Here is a 23,041-nt window from a genome sequence, read left to right as displayed (position 1 = left end):
GCCGCTGAACCGCCGATCGCCCACGTCGGTCAGGCCCGCGCGGCTGACGACGGGGGTGTGGAGCGCCGACGACGTCGTCAAGGCTCTGCTGGCCGGGGCCGACGTCGTCATGACGGCCTCCGCGCTGCTCGAGGAGGGGCTCCACGTCGTCGACGAGCTGCTCGAGGGGACGAGGGCGTGGATGTCGGCGAAGGGGGCGCTCGAGCTCTCCGACCTTCGCGGCCTGCTCGCCGTGCCCGTGGACGTCGACGCGGGCGGCCGGGCGCGCAGCGGCTACGTCAGCGCGCTCGACCTTGCCCGCAGCAGCTGGGCGGGGGTCGGTCGGGTCGGCGGCTGACCGCCCTCGGGTGGCACGAGCCTTGGCTCGTGCGACCTTCTCAGGGGGTGTCAGGGGTCGACGAGGTCGAACCACCCGACGCCGAGCTCGAGGGTCATTCGCCGCAGGAGGGGCAGGCAGAGCCCGATGACGGTGCCGGCGTCGCCGGCCACCACCTCGACGAAGGGGGATCCCAGCCCGTCGATCGTGAAGGCGCCGGCGACGTGGAGCGGCTCGCCGGTCGCGACGTAGTGCTCGATCTCGTCGTCCGAGAGGTCGGCGAAGCGCAGCTGCGTCGACGCCGCCGCGGTCACGCTGCACCCGGTGCGCAGGTCGTGCAGCCAGTGGCCCGTGTGCAGCGTGCCCGCCCCGCCGCGCATCGCCCGCCATCGGGCGACGGCGACCTCCGCAGTGTGTGGCTTGCCGACGACCTCTCCGCCGATCTCGAGCACGCTGTCGCAGGCGAGGACGAGCGTGCCCTGGGACGACCCTGGGTACGACGAGGCGACGTGCTCCCCCTTCGCCCGGGCGAGCGCGACGACGAGGCCGGCCGGGCTGAGGTCAGGGTCGGCCGCGCGAGCCGCCGTCTCGACGGCCGCCTCGTCGACGTCGCTGGCCCGCACGAGCGGTGTGACGCCGGCCCGCTCGAGCAGCGCGCGGCGGGCGGGGGAGGCGGAGGCGAGGACGAGGTGCATCGCGTCCACGCTACTGGGCACCTGTTGCCGGCAACCCATGGCTGACGTGCGCTCCGGTAGGGACGAAGGGGTGCGACCCGGACGGCAGGACGATGGGTGGGCCGGCTGACCCCCCTTCGTCGTCAGCGGAGGTCGATCGCGATGATGGCGTCACCGCGACCGGCAGCCACCCGGTCGGGGTCGAGTGTGATGACCATCGTGGACCCGTCGCCGCTGTTGGTGTAGGTCGCCGTGGTGGAGGTGGAGGCCGTCCGCGCCCAGCTCGGCCCGCCGATCCCGTTCCCTCCTCCGTAGAGGCCCTCGACGACCCACTCGCGCAGGTACTGTCCCGCCACCGGGTCGCCCACGCCCCAGCTACGGACGAAGGCGTCTGCGTAGCCTGTGACCGTCGTCGGCAGACCCGTGACGGCGTAGTCGTCCGCGTCGATACCGTCCATCCCTGACTCCGGCTCCGCTGCGACGTCGTGCTCGATCGTCGTCCCGACGATCGCGTCCTCGGCGCCACGGGCCATGGTGGCGGTGTCGAGGACCACGTACAGCGTGGTGCGGTCGGCGTCCATGTACGTGACCTGGGTCCGGGCGTCCTGGGGGTCGGACCGTGTCCGCTTCCAGGTGCTCCCGCCGCGGGGCCACCCCGCGAAGAGGCTCGCGACGGTGTCGTTCGTGGCGTACCGCTCGGCCGTGCCCCGGTCACCGATGCCCCACGCCCGGACGAAGCCGTCGGCATAGTCGCCGGCGGTGGTCGGCATGGTCCGGGCCGCCGGTACGGAGGGTGCCGTCGTCGTGGCCGGCGGGCTCGGGCTCTCCGTCGGAGCGGTGGGCGACGGCGTGGCGGTGACGGTCCTCTCGCTGACGATGACCGTCTGGGTCGCTGTCGATACGGGGTCCGCCCCCTGCGAGCAGGCTGCAGTCCCCATGACGACGAGGCTGATGACGAGGCCGTCCCTGATCCGCCTGCTCATACCCATGAGCCTAGGCATGGGCGGTCGCTCACGCGGAGCGTTCCGTGGAATGTGAGCAGGGTCGTGCCGTCCGGGCGCCTCTGCGGGTCAGAGCGCCCCGAGGACGGCCCGACGGAGGGTGTCGAGGCCGACGCCGCCGATGTCGAGGGCCCGGCGGTGGAAGGCCGTGATGTCGAAGGCGTCGCCCTCGCGGCGGGCGGCCTCGGTGCGGAGCTCCATCCAGAGGCGCTCGCCGATCTTGTAGCTCGGCGCCTGCCCGGGCCAGCCGAGGTAGCGGTCGAGCTCGAAGCGCAGCTGCTCGGTGCCCTGGTTGGCGTGGGTGTCGAGGAAGGTCCACGCCGTGTCGTACGTCCAGGCCCCGCCCCCCACCTCGGCCGGCGCCTCGAGGCCGCAGTGCACGCCGATGTCGAGGACGACGCGGGCCGCGCGCAGCGACTGCCCGTCGAGCAGCCCCATGTACGTACCGGGGTCATCCATGTACCCGAGCTCTGCCATGAGCCACTCGGCGTAGAGCGCCCAGCCCTCGCCGTGCCCGCTCGTCCACGAGGCGAGCCGGCGCCACCGGTTGAGCAGGTCACGGCGGTAGACGGTCTGGCCGACCTGGAGGTGATGCCCGGGGACGCCCTCGTGGTAGACGGTGGTCAGCTCGCGCCACGTCGCGAAGGTCGTCACACCCTTGGGCACCGACCACCACATGCGGCCCGGCCGGGCGAAGTCGTCGCTGGGGCCGGTGTAGTAGATGCCGCCGGTCTGGGTCGGCGCGATGAGGCACTCGATGGTGCGCACCGGGTCGGGGATGTCGAAGTGGGTGCCGGCGAGGGCGTCGACCGCCTCGTCGGCCTTGCCCTGCATCCACTCGCGGAGGGCAGCGGTGCCTTCGAGGCGGTAGGCCGGGTCCTCGTCGAGGGCGGCGATCGCCTCCTTGACGGTGCTGCCGGGTCGGATCCGCTGAGCGGTCCGCTCCATCTGCTCGGTGATCCGGGCGAGCTCCTCCTGGCCCCACGCGTAGGTCTCCTCGAGGTCGACCGTGCTGCCGAGGAAGAGGCGTGAGTACAGCTGGTAGCGCTCCCGGCCGCACCCGAGCTCATCGGGCGCGCGCTCTCGCAGACCTCTGAGGTCGTCGGCGAGGGCGAGGTAGGCGTCGCGGGCGGCGCGGGTCGCGCGCTGGAGGTCGGAGCGAAGGGAGTCGCCCGGCTCGTCGCCGCCCACCCGGGCCGTGACCGGGAGGGTGGCGAGATAGGCGTCGTCGGCCGCGAGCTCCGTGGCCTGGTCGATGCAGACGTCGACCTGACGGCGGGAGGCGACCAGGCCGCGGGCGGCAGCGTGATCGAGGGACTCTGCGTACTGGCGCAATGCGGTCGGGATCGCCGCGATCCGCCGGCTGATCGTCGCCCAGTCGTCCTCGGTGCTCGTCGGCATGAGGTCGAGGACGTCGCGCACCGCCTGCATGGGGGAGGCGATGTTGTTGAGCTCCATCGCGTCCAGGCCCGCGGTGTGGATCTCCTCGGCGAGCCCAAGGCGCTCGCGCATGGCCTCGACGGTGACCCGGTCGACCTCGTCAGCCGCCGGCACGCCGTCGAGCTCGGCGAGGGTGCGACGGCGCAGGTCGCTCTGGGCCGCGAGGCCGGCGGGGGAGAAGTCGTCGAGCGCGTCGGCCCGGCCGGGGACCCCGAGGTAGGTCGCCTCGATGGGGCTCAGCTCCACGGAGGCGTCGAGGTACGCCTCCGCGATCCGGTCGATCTCGGTCTGCCGGCGCGGGGCTCTCTGCTCGGTCACGACTGGAAACCTACTCCCAGCCCTGCGTCGTGCACCCCGACCGGCCTACCCCCTCAGAAGAGCCGGTTGTACTTGTCCCAGCCCGTGGCGACGAGCACGCGTGTCCGCCACGTCCCCGTGGCCGTGCGCGGGTAGAGCCACAACCGACCGCTGCTGTCTCGGGCGAGCACGTCTGCCGTGCGGTCACCGTTGAGGTCGCCCGGGCTCATGATCGCCGTCATCGAGCTCCATCCGGTGCCCACCCGGACACGAGCCTGGAAGCCGCCCTGCCCGTTGCCCGGGTAGAGCCACAGGTACCCGGTCGACCTCTGCCGGGCGAGCACGTCGGCGCGACCGTCGCCGGTGAAGTCACCCGGGGCCACGAGGGTGTTGAAGCCGTTCCATCCCGTCGCCACCCGGACCCGGGGACGCCACCCGGAGGCTCCGTTGCCCGGATACAGCCAGAGGTATCCCGTGGCGCTCTCGCGCGCCAGGAGATCGGCGCGCTGATCGCCGTCGAAGTCCCCCACGCCGATGATGGAGCTGAACTTCCCCCACCCGGTCCCGAGCCGCACCCGGGGGCGCCACCCACCGGTGCCGTTGCCGCGGTACAGCCACAGGTACCCGGTTGCGGACTCTCGGGCGACGACGTCCTGGGCCCCGTCCCCGTCGAGGTCGCCGGCCGTCTCGAGGATGTTGAATCCGCGCCATCCTGTCCCGATGCGCACTCCGGGTCGCAGGGTGCCCTGACCGCGTCCGGCATGGAGCATCAGCTCGTTCGTCGAGCTCAGTCGGGCGATCTCGTCGTTGTTCCAGTCGCCGTTGAAGTCTGCGGTGGAGCTGGACAACGACGATGGCGGCATCGGCAGCCGCGTGAACGCGTAGGACCCGCAGGTGCGGTCGTAGTCCCGGGTGTCGTCGTACCACTGGGAGAGGTAGACGCGGCCCCCCGAGAAGCTCGCCTGGGTGCAGCGGTCGAGAGCCTCCGTGGGGTAGTCGAGCCTGCCCGCGGTCGCCCAGACGGGGACGCCGGGGAGCCGCCAGGAGCCGGTGATCTCCGCCCAGCCGCTCGCGTAGGAGTAGAGGCCGTAGCTGAACCCCTTGTCGCGCAGCCCGCGCATGAGCCCCTCGATGACGAAGCGGTTCTCCAGGCGCTGCGTCCGGGTGCTGGAGGGCCAGGGTTGCGTCGGCCGCGGTTCCACGTCGATCCAGACCATGGCCGGTCTCCACCCGACCTTGCTCAGGGTGGCCGCCGCGAAGGTGGCCTGGGCGTAGCCGACGTTGGAGAGCCGACCCGCCTTGGTGCTCGTCGACCAGGGACCGTCGTCGCCCGTGCTCGTCAGCTGGGTCGAGGTCGGGTACCCCGCCATGGTGTAGGCGTGGGCGGGCTTGCCGCGGTCGCGCACCCACCGGACCTGCCTGGCCAGGCACGGGTTCTCCGTCAGGGGCCGCCCCTTGGTCAGGCCGATGATGACGAACTGCGTCGTTGTCGGTGGCATGGGCAGCCCGTAGCCGCCCTCTGCGGTCGTGCACTGCGGCCAGGAGACGTCGTGGCCCAGGAGCACGGCTGCGTCAGCGGGTGGGGTCACTACCGGCGACACGACGAGGGCAGCCGCGAGGAGCGGTGCCAGCAGCAGGAGGCGCACTCGGTGCAGCGCGAACCTGCGGGACCTGGAACAGCGAATCGGCGTCTCCATGACGCACCCCTTCGTTCGCCTCCAGTGTGCTCCCGTCTCCGTGGCGTGTCACCTGTCCAGGCAGAACTTCTCTCGGTCAGCCCAGACCCGCCGCGAGCCGGCTGTGGTGGGGCTCGCGGAGGACGTGGGCAGCGACGACCGCGCGGGCCGCCTGCTGGTCGCCGAGGAGGGCGCGCAGCACGGTCGGCACGTCGATCCCGCTGCCGCCGGGCTCCACCGCGATCTCGTCACCGGCGCGGACCTCACCGGGCTCGAGGACCGCGAGGTAGGCGCCGGAGCGTCCCCGCTCGCCGAAGCGACGCACCCAGCCACGCTCACCCATCCGCTCCGCGAACGTCGCACACGGCACCCGCGGACCGCTCACCTGGAGGAGCGCCGTCCCGACGCGCCAGACGTCGCCGATCTCGGCAGCGTCGACGTCGATGCCCGTCGTCGTGAGGTTCTCGCCGAACATCCCGGCCGGTAGGTCACGGCCCAGCTCCGCGCCCCATGCGTCCAGCTCCTCCCGGGCGAAGGCGTAGACCGCCTGGGAGCTCCCGCCGTGGTGCCGGCCGTTGCCGACGAAGTCGCCCTCGACCCCGGAGACACCGTGCCCCTCCTCGACGCGCCTGGGCCCAGGATCCAGCACCCGGATCACCTCGACGGGCACCTTCCTGATCCCGGTGTCCTTCCCCCTCGGGACGCGCTGACGCACGGGCGAGCCGCGGTTGACGGACAGGACGCGGGGTCGCTCGCTCAGCATCCGCAGCAGGGTCAGCGGGGCAGCGCGGAGGCGCGCCAGCCGTCGGGGCCCGGGTGGACCTCGCGGCGGACGAGCCGCTCGCGGCTGGCCCAGCGGGAGGTCGACGCGGGTGCGGGCTCCTCGCCGCCGCCGATCCCGGAGAGGACCGCGACGAGCGCCGCGACCTGCTCCGGGGTGGCGTCGCCGATGATCTCGATCGCCTGGGTCGCCGGGGCGTCCGCCTCGGCGGGGGCGTCGGTGGTCTCGGTGGCAGCCATCAGAGCGTGGCGTCGATCAGAGCTCTGATCCGGCGAAGAGGTCACAGCGGAATGTTCCCGTGCTTCTTCGCCGGCAGCGACGCCCGCTTGGTGCGCAGCGCCCGCAGCGCCCGGCTGACGTTCATCCGGGTGTTGCTCGGCGTGATGACGGTGTCGATGTAGCCCCGCTCGGCCGCGACGTACGGGTTCGCCAGCGCGTCCTCGTACTCCGTGATGAAGCTCTGGCGGGCCGCCTCGACGTCCTCGCCCTTGGCCTGCGCCTCGGCGATCTGCTTGCGGTAGAGGATGTTGACCGCGCCCTGCGCGCCCATGACAGCGATCTGCGCGGTGGGCCACGCGAGGTTGATGTCGGCGCCGAGGTGCTTGGAGCCCATGACGTCGTACGCACCGCCGTACGCCTTGCGGGTGATGACGGTGACGAGAGGGACGGTCGCCTCGGCGTACGCGTAGATGAGCTTGGCGCCGCGGCGGATGATGCCGTCCCACTCCTGGTCGGTGCCCGGCAGGAAGCCCGGGACGTCGACGAAGGTCAGCACGGGCACGTTGAAGGCGTCGCAGGTGCGCACGAAGCGCGCGGCCTTCTCCGACGCCGCGATGTCGAGCGTGCCCGCGAACTGCATCGGGTTGTTCGCGACGACACCGACGGAGCGGCCCTCGACCCGGGCGAAGCCGCAGATCATGTTCGGCGCGAAGAGCGGCGCGACCTCGAGGAACTCGCCGTCGTCGACGACGACCTCGATGACCTTCTTCATGTCGTAGGGCATGTTCGCCGAGTCCGGGATGATCGTGTCGAGCTCGCGGTCGAGGTCGGTGACCTCGAGGTCGAGCTCCTCACCGAAGACCGGGGCGTCCTCGAGGTTGTTGCTCGGGAGGTACGAGAGCAGAGCCTTGACGTACTCGATCGCGTCCTCCTCATCGGTGCCCATGTAGTGCGCGACACCGGACTTGGTGTTGTGCGTGCGGGCGCCGCCGAGCTCCTCGAACTCCACGTCCTCGCCGGTGACCGTCTTGATGACGTCCGGGCCGGTGATGAACATGTGCGAGGTCTGGTCGACCATGACGGTGAAGTCGGTGACGGCGGGGGAGTACACCGCACCGCCGGCGCAGGGGCCCATGATGAGCGAGATCTGCGGGATGACGCCGGAGGCGTGGACGTTGCGGCGGAAGATCTCGCCGTAGAGGCCGAGCGAGGCGACACCCTCCTGGATCCGCGCGCCACCGGAGTCGTTGAGGCCGACGACCGGGCAGCCGATCTTCATGGCGAAGTCCATGATCTTGACGATCTTCTCGCCGAAGACCTCGCCGAGCGAGCCGCCGAAGACGGTGAAGTCCTGGGCGAAGACCGCGACCTGGCGACCGTCGACGGTGCCGTACCCGGTGACGACGCCGTCGCCGTAGGGCCGGTTCTTGTCCTGCCCGAAGGCGGTGGACCGGTGCCGGGCGTACTTGTCCATCTCGACGAAGGTGCCCTCGTCGAGGAGCATCTCGATCCGCTCACGGGCGGTCTTCTTGCCCTTGGCGTGCTGCTTCTCGACAGCGCGCTCGGAGCCGGCGTGGGCGACCTCCGCGACGCGGCGCTTGAGGTCGGCGAGCTTGCCTGCGGTGGTGTGGACGTCGATGTCGGCGGGGACGTCGGTGCCGCCGATGTCCTGCGTGGACGGTGCGGAGTCGGTGCTCTGGGCCATGTGTCGGAGCCTAGCCTTGTCGGATGGAGCGAACACGTGCCGTCCGTGAGAGCCTCGCCGCACTTCGGGCCGCTCGCCGGTGGGGCGAGATCTCCATCGTCGCCGAGGTCGGGTCGACGAACGTCGAGGTCCAGCGCCTGGGCGCCGACTGGTCAGCGGTCGTCGCCGAGCGGCAGTCGGCGGGCCGTGGGCGAAGGGGGAGGGCCTGGGACGACGGGGCAGGTCACGGGATCGCGTGCTCGATCCTCGTCCCGATGCCTGCCGTGACCTCCCGCGCCGCGACCGCCGACGACGAAGGGGTGGCCCTCGGCTGGGTGCCCCTGGCCACCGGCCTCGCGGTCCGGGACTGCCTGCAGGACATGGGGATCGAGGCAGGGCTCAAGTGGCCCAACGACGTCCTCGTCGTCACCGGTGACGGCGAGGAGCGCAAGATCTGCGGGATCCTCTGCGAGGTCGTCCCGGGCGACGCCGGCGGGACAGGGCACGTGGTCGTCGGGGTCGGCGTCAACCTCTCTCACGCGGAGGCGGACCTCCCGGTGCCGCACGCGACCTCCCTTCGTCTCGTCGCCGAGGCGGCCGGCCGGCCGACGCCGACCCGCGCCGAGGTCGTGCCCGCGCTGCTCGACGCCCTGCGGGACCGGCTCGACCCGCTCGACCTCACGACGGTGCGCGCCGACTACCGGGCCGCCTGCCTGACCCTCGGCCGCGACGTCGACGTCCACCTGCCCGACGGCTCGGTCGTGCGCCGCACCGCCGCAGCTGTCGAGGACGACGGTCGGCTGCTCGTGTCCGGCGACGGGCGCTCGGATACCGTGAGCGCGGGTGACGTCCACCACGTCCGCCACCAGCCGCCGCCGTGACCCGCGAGGAGGGCCATGCCTGAGCCCCGGCACGCCGCGCCTCGACCTGCCGTCGAGGTGGCCGAGGTCTCGGAGACCCTCGAGCGTGCGCTGCTCGGTCGCCCGGCGACGATGGGCCGCCGCGAGGTCTCCCGTGGGGCGGGCGTCTCGATCCGCTCGGCCCGCAAGTTCTGGCACGCGATGGGCTTCCCGCTCGTCAGCGAGGACGACGCGATGTTCACCGAGGCGGACCTCGCGGCCCTGGCAGGAGTGGCAGAGCTCGTGCGCAGCGGTGCGGTCGACGAGGACTTCGCGCTGTCGATGACCCGGGCGCTCGCCCGGACCATGGACCGGCTCGCCATCTGGCAGACCCAGCTCGTCGCCGAGGAGATCGCCGAGGAGATCGCCGAGCCGGGCCGCGCCGGCGACGAGGCGGCCGACCTCGCCGCCTCGCCGGAGGTCGCGCGGGAGGCGGCGCTGCGCCTCGCCGCGATGGTCGACGACCTCGAGCCGCTGCTCGTCTACGTCTGGCGCCGACAGCTGACCGCCGCAATCAACCGTGGCCTCAACGACGCCCCGGGCGAGGACGGCCAGGGCGCCCCTCGGGTCATCGGCTTCGCCGACCTCGTGAACTTCACCGCCGTCGTGCGCCGGCTCACCGAGCGTGAGCTCGCGCAGATGGTGCAGCGCTTCGAGGTGCTCGCCACGGACATCGTCACCGCGCACGGCGGCCGGGTCGTCAAGACGGTCGGCGACGAGGTCATGTTCCTCACCGTCGGTGTCGCTCCCGCGGCCGCGATCGCCCTCGACCTCGTGGAGGCGATGTCCGAGGAGCCGCTGCTGCCCGACGCCCGCGTCGGCATGGCCCACGGGCCGGTCGTCAACCGGCTCGGCGACGTCTTCGGCGTGACGGTCAACCGCGCCAGCCGGCTCACCGCCGTGGCCCCGGCCAACGGCGTCTTCGTCGACGACGCGCTGGCCCGCCTGCTCGCCCCGCTGAGCGGCTTCTCGACCGTCCGCACCCGCCAGCGCACCCTGCGGGGGATCGGGACGGTCACCCCTTCGCGCCTCGTCCGGGTCACCGGCGTCCGGGACCGCTCCGACGCCCCCGAGCACCTCTGACCCGCGCCCACCGCCTGACAGGACGGGCCCGCCTCCCGTCCGTACACTGGGCGCCCATGACGCGTGTGCTGCTGGCCGAGGACGACACAGCCATCGCCGAACCCCTCACCCGGGCGCTGCGTCGCGAGGGCTACGACGTCGAGGCCTACGTCGACGGGGGAGAGGCCCTCGACGCGGTGACCGCCTCGGCGCCCGACCTCGTCATCCTCGATCTCGGGCTGCCCACGCTCGACGGACTCGAGGTGTGCCGCCGGGTCCGGGCCACCGGCTCCGCCGTCCCGGTCCTCATCCTCACCGCACGCGCTGACGAGGTCGACACCGTCGTGGGGCTCGACGCCGGCGCGGACGACTACGTCACCAAGCCCTTCCGCCTGGCCGAGCTCATGGCCCGGGTGCGGGCGCTGCTGCGCCGCGCAGCGCCGGAGGAGGCGGCGTCCGGCAGCCCCGTCCGGATCGATGCCGAGGCCCGTCGCGCATGGTTCCACGGCGAGGAGCTCGCGCTGACGGTCAAGGAGTTCGAGGTCCTCTCCGTCCTCGTGCGCGAGTGCGGTCGCGTCGTGCCCCGAGCCCGCCTCATGTCCGAGGTCTGGGAGACCGAGTGGTACGGCTCGACGAAGACCCTCGACATGCACGTCTCCGTCCTGCGTCGCAAGCTCGGTGACGAGGCCGCGAACCCGCGCTACATCACGACCGTGCGCGGGGTCGGCTTCCGCTTCGACGCCTGCTGATGCGCCGTCGCGCGCTCCTCGCGGCGGGGCTGCCGTTGGCCGTCCTCACCCTCGGGGTGGTCCTGCCGCTCGCCGTGCTCCTCGGCCTCGTCGCCGACGACCCGACCCGTGCGCTCGGTGGGGCGTCCCGCCGCGAGTGGGCGCTCGGCCTCCTCGTGTGGGTGATCGTCGTCGCCGGGGCGGCGGCGCTCGTGGCGCGGGCGGTCGCCGAGCGGCTCGCGGGCTCGGTCGCCGATGCCCTCGGGACCGTGCGGGAGCGGGTGCGGACGATCGGCGAGGGGGGCGAGGTGCCCCCGAGGTCGGGGGTCGCCGAGATCGACGCTCTCGCCGACGCGGTGACCCGGCGCGACGTCGAGCTGGCCCGGCGCACGGCGACCGACCGCGACTTCGCGGCGGACGCGGCCCACCAGCTGCGCACCCCGCTGACCGCCCTGCTCATGCGCCTCGAGGAGCTGGCCACGCTCGAGGACCTCGAGGCCGTGCACGAGGAGGCTCAGGTCGCCATCGCGCAGGTGGTGCGCCTCAGCGGCGTCGTCGAGGACCTGCGGGCACGGACCCGCACGGGCGAGGTCGAGCTGCCCGTCATCTCGCTCGACGCCGTGCTCGCCTCGCTCCAGCGGGAGTACCAGCCGAGCTTCGCGGCCCGGCAGCGCAGCGTGCGCGTCGCGGGGGAGCGGGGGCTCATGGTCCGTGCGCGTCCCTCGGACCTGGGCCAGGTCATCGGTGCGCTCGTCGAGAACGGGCTCACCCACGGCGAGGGGACCGTGTCGGTCGTGCCCCGGCGGTCCGGTCCGAGCGTCGTCGTGGAGATCCGGGACGAAGGGGTGGGGATCCCGGTGGCGATCGCCCCGCACATCTTCGAGCGGTCGGTGACGTCGTCGGGCAGCGGGCTGGGTCTCGGCCTGGCCCGAGACCTCGCGGAGCGCAACGGTGGTCGGCTCCAGCTCGTCCAGTCGCAGCCGGCCGTCTTCGAGGTCTACCTCACCGACGGGCGGATCATCCGCTGACGCGGTGGTCCTCGTCGGCGAGCGGCGAGGTGTCGACGTCCATCGGCTCGTTCGCGAAGACGTACCGGCGGTAGGCCCAGAAGCGGAAGAGGGTGCCCAGACCGATGCCGAAGATCGTCGAGAGGTTGTCCGCGAGCCGGCTGTCGAGCCCGAGGACGTAGTGCGAGACGACGAGGGTGAGCGTCGAGATCGCCAGCGCGATGCCGTTGACGACGAAGAAGAGGCTCACCTCGTGCGAGACCGGCCGGCTGCGCCGGTGGGCGAAGGTCCACGACCGGTTGCCGAACCAGGCGAAGAGGGTCGCCGCGACGCCGCTGACGATGCGGGCGGTCGTCGGCTTGCCCTCGAGCACGGTGTGGGTGAGGAGGTTCATCCCCCCGAGGTCGATGACGAAGGCGAGCAGCCCGATGACGCCGAACTTCGCGACCTCGTGCCAGATGGTGTCGACCAGCCCTCGCAGCCCTGAGTGCGCAGGCCGGGACGCCGCGGCAGCGGTGTCTGGGCGCTCTTCGGGGGAGGTGGGCACCGGGGGAGCCTATGCGGTGACCTCGTTATCCTGCGACTCGTGACCTCACCGCGCCGCTCCCCCGGAGGATTCCCCGTCGTCGGCGTCATCGGCGCCGGTCAGCTCGCGCGGATGTGCGTCGGGCCGGCGGTCGAGCTGGGCCTCACCCTCTCGGTCCTCACCGCAGACCCGGAGGACAGCGCAGCCCTCGTCGTCCCGAGCGCGCCGGTCGGGCGGCACACCGACCTCGAGGCCGTGCGCGCCTTCGCCCGCGAGTGCGACGTCGTGACCTTCGACCACGAGCACGTGCCCGCCGAGGTCCTCGATGCGCTCGTCGCCGACGGCGTCGTCCTGCACCCGCGGCCCTCGGCCCTGCGTTTCGCCCAGGACAAGCTGGCCATGCGTGAGCGGCTGACGGCGGCCGGTGTCCCGTGCCCGCGCTGGGTCGCCGCCCGGGACGAGGCCGAGCTGCGGGCCTTCGGCGACGAGCACGGCTGGCCGGTCGTCCTCAAGACCCCCCGGGGCGGCTACGACGGCAAGGGCGTCCTCGTCGTCGAGACGGTCGAGGAGGCCGCCTCCTGGCTGGCCCGGGCCGCCGACGCCGGTGAGCCGCTGCTCGCCGAGGAGCGGGTCCCCTTCGTCCGCGAGCTCGCGGTCCTCGTGGGGCGGGCGCCCTCCGGGCAGGCGTGCGTCTGGCCGGTCGTCGAGACCGTCCAGACCGACGGGATCTGCACCGAGGTCCTTGCCCCCGCGCCGGGACTGTCGCCGGCGCTGGCCGAGCGGGCCACCGAGGTGGCCCTGACGATCGCGGCCGAGCTCGACGTCACCGGCGTCTTCGCCGTCGAGCTCTTCGAGCTGGCGGGGAGTCGCGGGGAGACGGGCGAGGTCGTCGTCAACGAGCTCGCGATGCGTCCGCACAACTCGGGCCACTGGACGATGGACGGCTCGGTCACCGGCCAGTTCGAGCAGCACCTCCGTGCGGTCCTCGACCTCCCCCTCGGCTCGCCGACGTCGCGCGCGCGCTGGACCGTCATGGCCAACGTCCTCGGTGGTGCGGGCGAGGGCGCCGACGAGCTCTACGGCACCTACCGGCACGTGCTCGCCCACGACCCGGAGGTCAAGGTCCACCTCTACGGCAAGTCGGTCCGCCCGGGCCGCAAGATCGGCCACGTCAACATCTGCGGCGAGGACCTCGCCGACCTGCGCGAGCGGGCCCGGCACGCCGCCGGCTACATCGAAGGAGCGATCCGTGAGTGACGCATCGACCGCCGCAGCCCCCCTCGTCGGGGTCGTCATGGGCAGCGACAGCGACTGGCCGGTGATGAAGGACGCCGCCGAGGTGCTCGACGAGCTGGGCGTGCCCTACGAGGCCGACGTCGTCTCGGCGCACCGGATGCCGCTCGAGATGATCGAGTACGGCCGCCGGGCATCCGAGCGCGGGCTGCGCGTCGTCATCGCCGGAGCCGGCGGGGCCGCCCACCTCCCCGGCATGCTCGCCTCGGTCACCACGCTGCCGGTCGTCGGTGTCCCCGTGCCCCTGAAGTACCTCGACGGCATGGACAGCCTGCTCTCCATTGTCCAGATGCCCGCCGGGATCCCCGTCGCCACGGTCGCCGTCGGTGGCGCCCGGAACGCCGGGCTGCTCGCCGCGCGGATCCTCGCTGCCGGCGAGGGTCCGGAGGCGGAGCGGCTCAGCAGGGCCCTGGCCGGCTTCGCGGAGGAGCTCCGGGCCGCCGCCCAGGCGAAGGGGGAGGCGCTGCGGCGCCGGCTCTGACCCTCAGCGGTGAGCGCCCATGGTGCGCAGGCGGCGCCACTGGATCTTCGGGCAGGTGTCCATGACGACCTCGATCCCCGCCTTGCGCGCGCGGTCCGCGGCGGCGGGGTCGGAGACGCCGAGCTGCATCCAGATGGCGTCGATCTGCAGCCGGTCCTTGTGCTCGATCGCCTCGTCGACGACCGCGCCGACCTCGTCGCTGTTGACGAAGCAGTCGACGACCTTGACGTCGGTGTCCGGGATGTCGGCGATGCTCGCGTAGCCCGTGTCGCCGTCGACCTCCTCGGCGTCGGGGTGCACCGGGATGATCCCCTTGTGCATCTCGTGCTTGAGCCACCGCGCCACACGGTGGGCATCTCGGGCGGTGTTGTTGGACAGGCCCACGACGACCCAGGTACCCGGGTCGTTGATGAGCTCGCGCATGAGGTCGTCGTCGTTCTGGTGGGTCAGGCTCATGGGCCCTAGTCAACGCTCTCCGCGTCGTCGAGGGGCGGAGAGCGGCTGAGGAGTTTCCCTTCTGCTCATCTGGCGTGGTGATAATGCGACGGTTCCCACCGGCCGGGCGACCGGCCGACCACCCAGCAGACAGGGCACTCGTGAGCACTCGCATCGCCGTCGTCGGTACCGGTTACGTCGGCCTCTCCATGGCCGTCCTCCTCGCTCAGCACAACGAGGTCGTGTGCTTCGACATCGACCCGGCCCGGGTCGAGATGCTCAACGAGGGACGCAGCCCCATCCACGACGAGCAGATCGAGGACTTCCTCGCCCACCGCGAGCTCGACCTGCGCTTCACCCTCGACAAGGCGCAGGCATACGCCGCAGCCGAGTACGTCGTCATCGCCACCCCGACGGACTACGACCCGAAGACCAACTACTTCAACACCTCGACGGTCGAGGAGGTCGTGCGCGACGTCATCGCCGTCAACGCCGACGCGACGATGGTCATCAAGTCGACCATCCCCGTCGGGTACACGGCCGGCCTGCGGGAGCGGATGGGCGCCGACAACATCATCTTCTCGCCGGAGTTCCTCCGCGAGGGGCAGGCGCTCCGCGACAACCTCCACCCCTCCCGCATCGTCGTGGGGGAGCAGAGCGAGCGGGCGCAGCGCTTCGCGGACCTGCTCATCGAGGCCGCGGAGACCAAGGACGCCCCCGTCCTGCTCACCGACTCCACCGAGGCGGAGGCGATCAAGCTCTTCGCCAACACCTACCTCGCGATGCGGGTGGCCTACTTCAACGAGCTCGACACCTTCGCCGCGACCCACGGGCTCAACACCCGGCAGATCATCGAGGGGGTCGGTCTCGACCCGCGGATCGGCAAGCACTACAACAACCCGAGCTTCGGCTACGGCGGCTACTGCCTGCCCAAGGACACCAAGCAGATGCTCGCCAACTACCAGAACGTCCCGCAGAACCTCATGCAGGCGATCGTCGACAGCAACCGCACCCGCAAGGACTTCGTCGCGGAGGACGTCCTCGCGCTCTCGCCGCGGGTGGTCGGCATCCACCGGCTCATCATGAAGGCCGGCTCGGACAACTTCCGAGCCTCCTCGATCCAGGGGATCATGAAGCGGATCAAGGCGAAGGGGGTCGAGGTCATCGTCTTCGAGCCCGAGCTGCGCGAGGACACCTTCTTCGGCTCCCGGGTCGTCCGTGACCTCGAGGAGTTCAAGGCGGCCTCGGACGTCATCCTCGCCAACCGGCGCACGCAGGACCTCGCCGACGTCGCCGACAAGGTCTACACCCGCGACCTCTTCGGGTCCGACTCCTGATCCTCGCGGGCGACCTCCTATAGTCGGGTGCCGTGACCGGGAAGCCTGACTTCGACCTCTTCCGCATGACCGAGGACCACGAGGCCCTTCGCGAGGCGGTGCGGGCCATCGCCGAGGCGAAGATCGCCCCCTTCGCCGCTGCCGCGGACGAGGAGAGCCGGTACCCGCGGGAGGCGCACGACGCCCTCGTCGCCGCGGACTTCCACGCCGCGCACGTCGCCGAGGAGCACGGCGGCGTCGGCGCCGACGCGCTCGCGGTGAGCATCATCATCGAGGAGGTCGCCCGGGTCTGCGCGAGCTCCTCGCTCATCCCGGCGGTCAACAAGCTCGGCTCGATGCCGGTGATCCTCGGCGGCTCCGAGGAGATCAACGCCCGGTACATGCCGCGTCTCGCGTCGGGCGAGAGCTTCTTCTCCTACGGACTCTCCGAGCGCGAGGCCGGCTCCGACACCGCGGGCATGCGTACCAAGGCCACCCGCGAGGGCGACGACTGGATCCTCAAGGGCAGCAAGGCGTGGATCACCAACGCCGGCGTCTCCGAGCTCTACACGGTCCTGGCCGTCACCGACCCCGACGGGCCGCGCGGCCGCAACATCTCCGCCTTCGTCGTCGAGAAGTCCGACGAGGGCTTCACCTTCGGCGAGAAGGAGCGCAAGCTCGGCATCAAGGGCAGCCCGACCCGCGAGCTGCACCTCGACAACGTGCGGATCCCCGGCGACCGCATCGTCGGTGCCGAGGGGGAGGGGCTCCAGATCGCCCTGCGCACCCTCGACCACACCCGCGTGACGATCGGCGCCCAGGCCGTCGGTATCGCGCAGGGCGCGCTCGACCAGGCGCTGGCGTACGTCAAGGAGCGCAAGCAGTTCGGCAAGCACATCGCCGACTTCCAGGGCATCCAGTTCATGCTCGCCGACATGGCGATGGAGCTCGAGGCCGCGCGCCAGATGGTCTACGTCGCGGCGGCGAAGTCCGAGCGTGCCGACGCCGATCTGGCCTTCTTCGGCGCGGCCGCCAAGTGCTACGCCTCCGACGTCGCGATGAAGGTGACGACCGACGCCGTCCAGCTCCTCGGTGGCGCCGGCTACACCCGCGACTTCCCGCTCGAGCGGATGATGCGCGACGCGAAGATCACCCAGATCTACGAGGGCACCAACCAGGTCCAGCGGATCGTCATGGCCCGCCAGCTGCTCAACGGCCTGCCGGCCTCCCGCTGACCCACGGGGGGCCCGGCCCCCACCCCTTCGCAGGTACCAGGGTTCCTGCGAAGGGGGTCAGCGGAGATCGTCGTCAGGCGGCGCGTACCCAGACCCGCACTCGTCAGGACTCGTAGGTGTAGAAGCCACGCCCGGTCTTGCGGCCGAGCAGGCCGGCGTCGACCATGCGCTGGAGCAGCGGCGGGGGAGCGTAGAGCGGCTCCTTGAACTCCTCGTAGAGCGACTGCGCGACCGCCATCGTCGTGTCGAGGCCGATGAGGTCGGCGAGCGCGAGCGGCCCCTGGGGGTGGGCCGCGCCGAGGACGAGCCCCGAGTCGATGTCCTCGGCCGTCGCGAAGCCCGACTCGTACATGCGGATCGCGCTGAGGATGAAGGGGATGAGCAGGCTGTTGACGACGAAGCCCGCGCGGTCCTGGCAGGTGATGGCCTGCTTGCCCAGCCTGCCGTCGACGTAGTCCCGCGCCCGCTGGATGGTCGCCTTGTCGGTCATGAGGGAGGGGACGAGCTCGACGAGCTTGAGCACCGGTACCGGGTTGAAGAAGTGGACGCCGAGGACGTGGCTGGGCCGCTTCGTCACCGTCGCGAGCTTCATGATCGGGATCGAGCTCGTGTTGGAGGCGAGGATCGCGTCCGGGCTCTCGACGATCTCGTCGAGCTCACGGAAGAGCGCGACCTTCGCGGCCTCGTCCTCGACGATCGCCTCGACGACCATGTCACGGTCGGCCAGCTCGGCCAGCTCCGTGACCACCCGGATGCGCGCGAGCACGTCGTCGGCGCTGTCGAGCTTGCCCCGCTCCTCGGCCCGCCTCAGCGACCGCTCGAGGCGCGACCTCCCCTCTTCGGCCCGCTCTGCGGAGGACTCGACGACGACGACGTCGCTCCCTGCCCGCGCGCACACCTCCGCGATGCCTGCACCCATGAGCCCGCAGCCGACGACGCCGATCTTGTCCATGCGCAAAACCTATCGACCGGTGTGACCCGGGGCACGTCGGGGCCCGCTACTCCTGGGAGGGGTCGATCGAGAGGGGGCGGTTGTTGTTGAGGTCCTCGAAGAGCCTCGGTGCCTTCTCGGCGTCCCACTCGACCGCGGAGCCCACGGCGGTCGGGAGGTTGTTGTTCGAGATCGGCACGGAGACGGAGTCGCCCTCACCCTTCGAGATCGAGCGGATCGCCCAGAAGGCCCGCGCCGTCTCGAGCATCGAGTCGTCCTCACCGACGGTCAGGGCGCCGCCGGTCTGCTGCCCGAGGGAGCGCAGCCGCCACGGCTGGGCGACGGTGCTCGGGGTGGCGATCTTGCCCATGAGGGCGCCGAGGAACTGCCGCTGGCGCTTCGAGCGGCCGATGTCGCCCTCGGGGTCGGAGTAGCGGGCCCGGACGTAGCCGAGCGCGTTCTTGCCGTCGAGGACCTGGCAACCCTTCTTGAGGTTGATGTGGGCCTTGGGGTCGTCCATGTCGTTCTTGACGCAGATCCGCACCCCGTCGACGGCGTCGACGACCTGGGCGAAGCCGCCGAAGCCGATCTCCATGTAGCCGTCCATGCGCAGGCCGGTGCTGTGCTCGACGGTCTCACCGAGCAGCTTGGCCCCGCCGATCGAGTAGGCCGCGTTGATCTTGTTCATCCCGTGCCCCGGGATCTCGACGTAGGAGTCGCGCGGGATGGAGAGCAGGACCGGGCGGTCGCCACCCGTGTGCAGCACGATGATCGAGTCGGTCCGCTTGCCCTCGGCCTGGCCGGTCCCGAGGCGCTCGCGCTCCTCCGCGGACAGGCCCTCGCGGGAGTCGCTGCCGACGAGGAGGACGTTGCGCCCGTCGCCGTCCGCGGCCCGCTGGCCCGACGGCGTGGCGTCGACCTTGGCCACGGAGTCCCACGCGGAGCTCACCGCCCAGTACGTCATCCCGCCCCAGAGGAGCGCGAGGCATAGCAGGGTGATGCCCAGGGTGCGAAGGGGGCGGCGCCGCCGCCGGGGCGGGTCACCTCCGTCGACGGGGCGACGGGGTGTGGACGGCGGACCGCCGCCCGGACGGCGGGCGGGTTCGCCGGCTGGCCGGCCGTTGCCCTCTCGGCGAGGTGCATCCGGCCGGGAGGGCCCGGTCGTGGGCATGACCCGGGTGCGCGGCTCACCCCGGTCACGAGGGCCCGCTGCCCGAGCCGGTGCCGGCTGCTGGCGTGGACGGCGCTGGCCGCTCGTGCGGGCGCCTGTCGGGATGGCCCGGGCCGTGTCGTCGTCCGCACGGGCCGGGCGGGACCGTGGCGACGCGGGCTGGGCGGGGGCGCTCGGCCGGGCCGGGCGCGCCTTGGGCTGCGGTCGGGCCGGGGCGGTCGTCCCGTCGGAGGAGCCAGCTGCGGCGCGTCCGCCGCCCGAGCCCGCCGGACGCCCTCGCCCCCGGCGGACGTCGAAGGTCAGGGCGTCGTCGTCGCGACGTCCGTCCTCGGGTCGCCGCGGGCGGCGGGGCTGGTCAGGCATGCCGAACAGGGTAAGCACTGATGCCGGGTCCTCCCTGGGTGCCACACCCGGCCCGGCCATACTGGTCGCGTGCTCACCCCCTCACCGGCCGTCAGCGTCGTCATGCCCGTGCTCGACGAGGAGCGGCACCTCGAGGCATCGGTCCGCCAGGTCCTCGACCAGGACTACCCGGGCCCGCTCGAGGTCGTCCTCGCGCTCGGCCCCTCGACGGACCGGACGGACGAGGTGGCAGCCCGGCTGGCGCGTGCCGACGGACGGGTCGTCACCGTGGCGAACCCCTCGGGGCGCACACCCGACGCGCTCAACGCCGCGATCGCCGCATCGAGCGGCGAGATCGTCGCCCGCGTCGACGCGCACGCCGAGATCCCCCCGACGTACATCGCCACGGCCGTGCGCGTCCTCCATGAGACCGGCGCCGACAACGTCGGCGGGATCATGGACGCCCAGGGGGGCACCCCCTTCGAGCGCGCCGTCGCGGTGGCGATGAAGAGTCCGCTGGGTGTCGGGGGCAGCCGCTTCCACGTCGGCGGGTCCGCCGGCGAGGCCGACACCGTGTACCTCGGGGTCTTCCGGCGCGAGGCCCTCGACGCGGTGGGGGGCTACGACCCCCACTTCGCCCGCGCCCAGGACTGGGAGATGAACCACCGGCTGCGGCAGAGCGGACGACGGGTCTGGTTCACCCCCGACCTCGTCGTGACCTACCGGCCGCGGAGCACGGTCCGAGCGCTCGCGGACCAGTACCGGATGTACGGGCGGTGGCGTCGGGTCGTGGCGCGTCGGCACCGGGGCACGGCGAACCCGCGCTACCTCGCAGCGCCGGTGATGGTCGCGGGCACCGTCGCCGCGACCGTGCTCGGTGCGTGGTGGCGCCCCGCCCTCGTCGTCCCGGCGGGCTACGCAGCCGCGGTGGCCGCCGGAGGGTGGGCCGTCGCGAAGGGGGAGGAGCCGCGGGTCCGTGCCCGGGTCCCCCTCGCCATGGCGACGATGCACTGGGCGTGGGGGGTCGGCTTCCTCACGAGCCCCGCCTCCCTGGCCGAGGGCACCGGGCCGGAGGCTGACCTCAGCCGCTGAGCTCGAAGGTCAGGGGTGCGCCGGTCGCGGCGACGAGCTCGTCCTCGGTCGTGCCGGGGGAGAGCTCACGGACCACGAGGCCCTCGTCGGTGACGTCGAGGACGGCGAGGTCGGTGATGATCCGCTGGACGACGGCCTTGCCGGTCAGGGGCAGGGAGCACTCGGCGACGATCTTGTGCGAGCCGTCCTTGGCGACGTGCTCCATGAGGACGATGACCTTGCGGGCGCCGTGGACGAGGTCCATCGCGCCGCCCATGCCCTTGACCATCTTGCCGGGGATCATCCAGTTGGCGATGTCGCCGTTGGCCGCGACCTGCATCGCGCCGAGGATCGCGGCGTCGACCTTGCCGCCGCGGATCATGCCGAAGGAGGTCGCGGAGTCGAAGACGCTCGCGCCGCGGCGCAGGGTCACGGTCTCCTTGCCGGCGTTGATGAGGTCCGCGTCGACGGCGTCCTCGGTGGGGTAGGGACCGACGCCGAGCAGGCCGTTCTCGGACTGCAGGACGATCTCGACGTCGTCCGGGACGTAGTTCGGCACCAGCGTGGGCAGGCCGATGCCGAGGTTGACGTAGTCGCCGTCGCTCAGCTCCTGGGCGGCCCGGGCCGCCATCTCCTGGCGGGTCAGCGCCATGTCAGGCCTCCTTGCTCGGGTTGGTCGTCCGTCGTTCGATGCGCTTGTCGGCGGCCTGCTCGGGGGTCAGCGCGAGGACACGCTGGACGTAGATGCCGGGCAGGTGGACCGCGTCCGGGTCGAGCTCGCCCGGCTCGACGAGCTCCTCGACCTCGGCGATCGTGACCCGGCCGGCCATCGCGGCGAGCGGGTTGAAGTTGCGAGCGCTGGTGCGGAAGACGAGGTTGCCGTGCCGGTCGCCCTTCCACGCCCGGATCAGGGCGAAGTCGGTGGTGATCGACTCCTCGAGGACGAACTCGTGCTCCTCGCTCGCGTCCTCGCCGTCCGGTCCGAGCGCGGTGACCTCGAAGGTCCGGGTCTCCTTCGCCGGGGAGGCCACGGCGATCCCGCCGTCGCTGTCGTAGCGCCACGGCAGTCCCCCTTCGGCGATCTGGGTGCCGACCCCGGTGCGGGTGTAGAAGGCCGCGATGCCGGCCCCACCGGCCCGCAGCTTCTCCGCCAGCGTGCCCTGCGGGGTCAGCTCGACCTCCAGCTCACCGGAGAGGTACTGCCGGGCGAACTCCTTGTTCTCCCCGACGTAGGAGGAGGTCATCCGCGCGATCTGCCCGTTGGCCAGGAGCACCCCCAGCCCCCAGTCGTCCACGCCGCAGTTGTTGCTCACGCAGCGCAGGCCGGTCACCCCCGACTCCCTCAGCTCGGCGATGAGCACGCTCGGGATACCGCACAACCCGAACCCACCCACCGCCAACGACGCACCGTCACGGATCCCGTCGACGGCCTCGGCAGCGGTAGAGACAACCTTGTCCATGGAGGGCACAGTAGTGGTGAGGGTCACAGGCACGGGTGCCGGGGGAGCGCGGGAGAGATCGGAACCACAGGGACGTAATTAGGCGTATGGGTCTGGCGTGTCCCCTGATGCTCATGACATAAGAGTGAAGGTTGTGGCGCCAGGGACACTTGTGACTCCTGATGCCGACTGCCGCTGGTCCCCCGACCCGCGGCTGCCGATGCTGAACTGGAGGATGCGGCGTGTCCCTCAACGCCCGAGTGCTTGGTGCCCTGCTCACCCCTGTGGTGACCGTCCCGCTGGCGGCGCAGGCCGCCCACGCCTACGAGCTGCCACCGCCGCCCACCAACCCGAACCTGCCGCGCGCCCTCGACATCGCCTCGCCCTACCTCCCGCAGACGGTGTGCGACCCGGTCGCCAAGCCGGGTGTCACAGCGTTCGCCCGGCTGATGTCACGGCACTACGAGGAGTTCAACTACGGCATCAGCCGCAGCTGCAACGCCGGCCTCACCGAGCACTCCGAGGGTCGTGCCCTCGACTGGATGCTCGACAAGAACAACCCCGACGAGCGGGCCGTCGCCGACGCGGTCGTCCGGTGGCTCGTGGCTCCCGATGCCTCGGGACAGCCGGGCGCGATGGCGCGTCGTTTCGGCGTCATGTACATCATCTGGGACCGCAGGATCTGGGGCACCTACAGCATGAACGAGGGCTGGCGTCCCTACTACGGCTCCAGCCCCCACACCGACCACATCCACTTCAGCTTCAGCTGGGACGGTGCCATGCAGCGCACCTCGTGGTGGACCGGAAAGGCATGGACGAGCGTCACGAGCACCCCGGGAGGGACCGCGTCGACCGTCCCCGTGACGCCCGACGCCACCGGCCTCAGCGCGTACTTCAGCACCACCGTCCGCCTGGGCTCGACGGGGTCCGCGGTTCGGGCCCTGCAGCAGGAGCTGAAGATCTCGGCCGACGGGGTCTTCGGTCCGCAGACGGAGTCGGCGGTCAAGGCATACCAGA

At 71.9% G+C, this 23,041-nt stretch carries 24 protein-coding genes; 11 read left to right on the top strand and 13 right to left on the bottom strand.

Going from position 1 to position 23,041, the window contains the following annotated elements; all coding sequences use genetic code 11:
• Positions 1-55: 55 nt before the first annotated feature.
• Positions 56-337 carry a beta/alpha barrel domain-containing protein gene (locus JNO54_RS12550; protein ID WP_204144195.1) on the top strand — a complete coding sequence of 94 codons (282 nt, stop codon included), beginning with the start codon at positions 56-58 and terminating at the stop codon, positions 335-337.
• A 50-nt stretch (positions 338-387) separates the two neighbouring features.
• On the opposite strand, the gene JNO54_RS12545 is transcribed toward JNO54_RS12550, so the two are convergent.
• From JNO54_RS12545 to JNO54_RS12515, 7 genes are all read right to left on the bottom strand, one after another.
• Positions 388-1,011, bottom strand: a complete 624-nt coding sequence (locus tag JNO54_RS12545) for a Maf family protein (RefSeq protein ID WP_233703245.1) — start codon at positions 1,009-1,011, stop codon at positions 388-390.
• A gap of 122 nt (positions 1,012-1,133) precedes the next feature.
• Positions 1,134-1,973, bottom strand: a complete 840-nt coding sequence (locus tag JNO54_RS12540; RefSeq protein WP_204144193.1) for a hypothetical protein — start codon at positions 1,971-1,973, stop codon at positions 1,134-1,136.
• Positions 1,974-2,060: 87 nt separating this feature from the next.
• Complete coding sequence (locus JNO54_RS12535) at positions 2,061-3,749, bottom strand: DUF885 domain-containing protein (RefSeq protein ID WP_204144192.1); 1,689 nt, start codon at positions 3,747-3,749, stop codon at positions 2,061-2,063.
• A gap of 53 nt (positions 3,750-3,802) precedes the next feature.
• Positions 3,803-5,317 carry an FG-GAP-like repeat-containing protein gene (locus JNO54_RS12530; RefSeq protein ID WP_307818210.1) on the bottom strand — a complete coding sequence of 505 codons (1,515 nt, stop codon included), beginning with the start codon at positions 5,315-5,317 and terminating at the stop codon, positions 3,803-3,805.
• Between the two features lie 184 nt (positions 5,318-5,501).
• Positions 5,502-6,167 (bottom strand): MOSC domain-containing protein, encoded by a 666-nt coding sequence (locus JNO54_RS12525; protein WP_204144190.1) that lies wholly within the window; start codon positions 6,165-6,167, stop codon positions 5,502-5,504.
• A gap of 11 nt (positions 6,168-6,178) precedes the next feature.
• Positions 6,179-6,424: an acyl-CoA carboxylase subunit epsilon gene (locus tag JNO54_RS12520; RefSeq protein ID WP_204144189.1), complete on the bottom strand. Its 246-nt coding sequence runs from the start codon at positions 6,422-6,424 to the stop codon at positions 6,179-6,181.
• Between the two features lie 41 nt (positions 6,425-6,465).
• Positions 6,466-8,109, bottom strand: coding sequence for an acyl-CoA carboxylase subunit beta (locus JNO54_RS12515; RefSeq protein ID WP_233703244.1), 1,644 nt, complete (start codon positions 8,107-8,109; stop codon positions 6,466-6,468).
• Positions 8,110-8,132: 23 nt separating this feature from the next.
• On the opposite strand from JNO54_RS12515, the gene JNO54_RS12510 reads away from it, so the two are divergent.
• The 4 genes from JNO54_RS12510 to JNO54_RS12495 are packed head-to-tail and all read left to right on the top strand — an operon-like array spanning position 8,133 to position 11,805.
• Positions 8,133-8,969 carry a biotin--[acetyl-CoA-carboxylase] ligase gene (locus JNO54_RS12510; RefSeq protein ID WP_204144188.1) on the top strand — a complete coding sequence of 279 codons (837 nt, stop codon included), beginning with the start codon at positions 8,133-8,135 and terminating at the stop codon, positions 8,967-8,969.
• A gap of 15 nt (positions 8,970-8,984) precedes the next feature.
• Complete coding sequence (locus JNO54_RS12505) at positions 8,985-10,070, top strand: adenylate/guanylate cyclase domain-containing protein (RefSeq protein WP_204144187.1); 1,086 nt, start codon at positions 8,985-8,987, stop codon at positions 10,068-10,070.
• 56 nt (positions 10,071-10,126) lie between these two features.
• Positions 10,127-10,798, top strand: coding sequence for a response regulator transcription factor (locus JNO54_RS12500; RefSeq protein ID WP_204144186.1), 672 nt, complete (start codon positions 10,127-10,129; stop codon positions 10,796-10,798).
• Positions 10,798-11,805: a sensor histidine kinase gene (locus JNO54_RS12495; RefSeq protein ID WP_204144185.1), complete on the top strand. Its 1,008-nt coding sequence runs from the start codon at positions 10,798-10,800 to the stop codon at positions 11,803-11,805. The genes JNO54_RS12500 and JNO54_RS12495 overlap by 1 nt, the downstream gene beginning before the upstream one ends.
• On the opposite strand, the gene JNO54_RS12490 is transcribed toward JNO54_RS12495, so the two are convergent.
• Positions 11,795-12,331 carry a GtrA family protein gene (locus tag JNO54_RS12490; RefSeq protein WP_204144184.1) on the bottom strand — a complete coding sequence of 179 codons (537 nt, stop codon included), beginning with the start codon at positions 12,329-12,331 and terminating at the stop codon, positions 11,795-11,797. The two genes, JNO54_RS12495 and JNO54_RS12490, sit on opposite strands and share 11 nt — an antisense overlap.
• 39 nt (positions 12,332-12,370) lie before the next feature.
• Here JNO54_RS12490 and JNO54_RS12485 point away from each other — a divergent pair, with 39 nt between their 5' ends.
• Both JNO54_RS12485 and purE read left to right on the top strand, forming a co-directional pair.
• Positions 12,371-13,567, top strand: a complete 1,197-nt coding sequence (locus tag JNO54_RS12485; RefSeq protein ID WP_204144183.1) for a 5-(carboxyamino)imidazole ribonucleotide synthase — start codon at positions 12,371-12,373, stop codon at positions 13,565-13,567.
• Positions 13,568-13,604: 37 nt separating this feature from the next.
• Positions 13,605-14,084 carry a 5-(carboxyamino)imidazole ribonucleotide mutase gene (gene purE, locus JNO54_RS12480; RefSeq protein ID WP_204144720.1) on the top strand — a complete coding sequence of 160 codons (480 nt, stop codon included), beginning with the start codon at positions 13,605-13,607 and terminating at the stop codon, positions 14,082-14,084.
• A 3-nt stretch (positions 14,085-14,087) separates the two neighbouring features.
• On the opposite strand, the gene JNO54_RS12475 is transcribed toward purE, so the two are convergent.
• Entirely contained in the window at positions 14,088-14,540 is a 453-nt protein-coding gene (locus tag JNO54_RS12475) for a CoA-binding protein (protein ID WP_204144182.1), read from the bottom strand.
• A gap of 140 nt (positions 14,541-14,680) precedes the next feature.
• Between JNO54_RS12475 and JNO54_RS12470 the strand changes: the two genes are divergently transcribed.
• Positions 14,681-15,856: a nucleotide sugar dehydrogenase gene (locus tag JNO54_RS12470; protein ID WP_307818209.1), complete on the top strand. Its 1,176-nt coding sequence runs from the start codon at positions 14,681-14,683 to the stop codon at positions 15,854-15,856.
• Positions 15,857-15,888: 32 nt separating this feature from the next.
• Positions 15,889-17,070, top strand: coding sequence for an acyl-CoA dehydrogenase family protein (locus JNO54_RS12465; protein WP_204144180.1), 1,182 nt, complete (start codon positions 15,889-15,891; stop codon positions 17,068-17,070).
• Positions 17,071-17,173: 103 nt separating this feature from the next.
• Here JNO54_RS12465 and JNO54_RS12460 read toward each other — a convergent pair whose 3' ends face one another.
• Positions 17,174-18,022 carry a 3-hydroxybutyryl-CoA dehydrogenase gene (locus JNO54_RS12460; protein ID WP_204144179.1) on the bottom strand — a complete coding sequence of 283 codons (849 nt, stop codon included), beginning with the start codon at positions 18,020-18,022 and terminating at the stop codon, positions 17,174-17,176.
• Positions 18,023-18,068: 46 nt separating this feature from the next.
• Entirely contained in the window at positions 18,069-19,535 is a 1,467-nt protein-coding gene (locus JNO54_RS14600; RefSeq protein ID WP_233703243.1) for an LCP family protein, read from the bottom strand.
• Between the two features lie 69 nt (positions 19,536-19,604).
• On the opposite strand from JNO54_RS14600, the gene JNO54_RS12450 reads away from it, so the two are divergent.
• Positions 19,605-20,606 (top strand): glycosyltransferase family 2 protein, encoded by a 1,002-nt coding sequence (locus tag JNO54_RS12450; protein ID WP_307818208.1) that lies wholly within the window; start codon positions 19,605-19,607, stop codon positions 20,604-20,606.
• On the opposite strand, the gene JNO54_RS12445 is transcribed toward JNO54_RS12450, so the two are convergent.
• The gene (locus JNO54_RS12445; protein ID WP_204144178.1) at positions 20,596-21,237 is read right to left on the bottom strand and encodes a CoA transferase subunit B; all 642 of its coding nucleotides are present in this window, start codon (positions 21,235-21,237) and stop codon (positions 20,596-20,598) included. The genes JNO54_RS12450 and JNO54_RS12445 overlap by 11 nt on opposite strands.
• 1 nt (position 21,238) lies before the next feature.
• Positions 21,239-22,045 (bottom strand): CoA transferase subunit A, encoded by an 807-nt coding sequence (locus JNO54_RS12440; RefSeq protein ID WP_204144177.1) that lies wholly within the window; start codon positions 22,043-22,045, stop codon positions 21,239-21,241.
• Positions 22,046-22,266: 221 nt separating this feature from the next.
• Here JNO54_RS12440 and JNO54_RS12435 point away from each other — a divergent pair.
• Positions 22,267-23,041 (top strand): peptidoglycan-binding domain-containing protein (locus tag JNO54_RS12435; protein WP_204144176.1); only part of this gene is annotated, 775 nt, incomplete at its 3' end.

The organism is Janibacter endophyticus, from assembly GCF_016888335.1.
Lineage (GTDB): Bacteria > Actinomycetota > Actinomycetes > Actinomycetales > Dermatophilaceae > Marihabitans > Marihabitans endophyticum.
This window is presented reverse-complemented; position numbering and strand designations above follow the sequence as displayed.

Bases quoted from the DNA above. Each gene is read 5' to 3' on its own strand.
- JNO54_RS12500 (WP_204144186.1), top strand. From the start codon at position 10,127: ATGACGCGTGTGCTGCTGGCCGAGGACGACACAGCCATCGCCGAACCC.
- JNO54_RS12525 (WP_204144190.1), bottom strand. From the start codon at position 6,167: ATGCTGAGCGAGCGACCCCGCGTCCTGTCCGTCAACCGCGGCTCGCCC.
- JNO54_RS12445 (WP_204144178.1), bottom strand. From the start codon at position 21,237: ATGGCGCTGACCCGCCAGGAGATGGCGGCCCGGGCCGCCCAGGAGCTG.
- JNO54_RS12510 (WP_204144188.1), top strand. From the start codon at position 8,133: ATGGAGCGAACACGTGCCGTCCGTGAGAGCCTCGCCGCACTTCGGGCC.
- JNO54_RS12505 (WP_204144187.1), top strand. From the start codon at position 8,985: ATGCCTGAGCCCCGGCACGCCGCGCCTCGACCTGCCGTCGAGGTGGCC.
- JNO54_RS12440 (WP_204144177.1), bottom strand. From the start codon at position 22,045: ATGGACAAGGTTGTCTCTACCGCTGCCGAGGCCGTCGACGGGATCCGT.
- purE (WP_204144720.1), top strand. From the start codon at position 13,605: ATGGGCAGCGACAGCGACTGGCCGGTGATGAAGGACGCCGCCGAGGTG.
- JNO54_RS12515 (WP_233703244.1), bottom strand. From the start codon at position 8,109: ATGGCCCAGAGCACCGACTCCGCACCGTCCACGCAGGACATCGGCGGC.
- JNO54_RS12540 (WP_204144193.1), bottom strand. From the start codon at position 1,973: ATGAGCAGGCGGATCAGGGACGGCCTCGTCATCAGCCTCGTCGTCATG.
- JNO54_RS12545 (WP_233703245.1), bottom strand. From the start codon at position 1,011: ATGCACCTCGTCCTCGCCTCCGCCTCCCCCGCCCGCCGCGCGCTGCTC.
- JNO54_RS14600 (WP_233703243.1), bottom strand. From the start codon at position 19,535: ATGCCTGACCAGCCCCGCCGCCCGCGGCGACCCGAGGACGGACGTCGC.
- JNO54_RS12460 (WP_204144179.1), bottom strand. From the start codon at position 18,022: ATGGACAAGATCGGCGTCGTCGGCTGCGGGCTCATGGGTGCAGGCATC.
- JNO54_RS12495 (WP_204144185.1), top strand. From the start codon at position 10,798: ATGCGCCGTCGCGCGCTCCTCGCGGCGGGGCTGCCGTTGGCCGTCCTC.
- JNO54_RS12475 (WP_204144182.1), bottom strand. From the start codon at position 14,540: ATGAGCCTGACCCACCAGAACGACGACGACCTCATGCGCGAGCTCATC.
- JNO54_RS12520 (WP_204144189.1), bottom strand. From the start codon at position 6,424: ATGGCTGCCACCGAGACCACCGACGCCCCCGCCGAGGCGGACGCCCCG.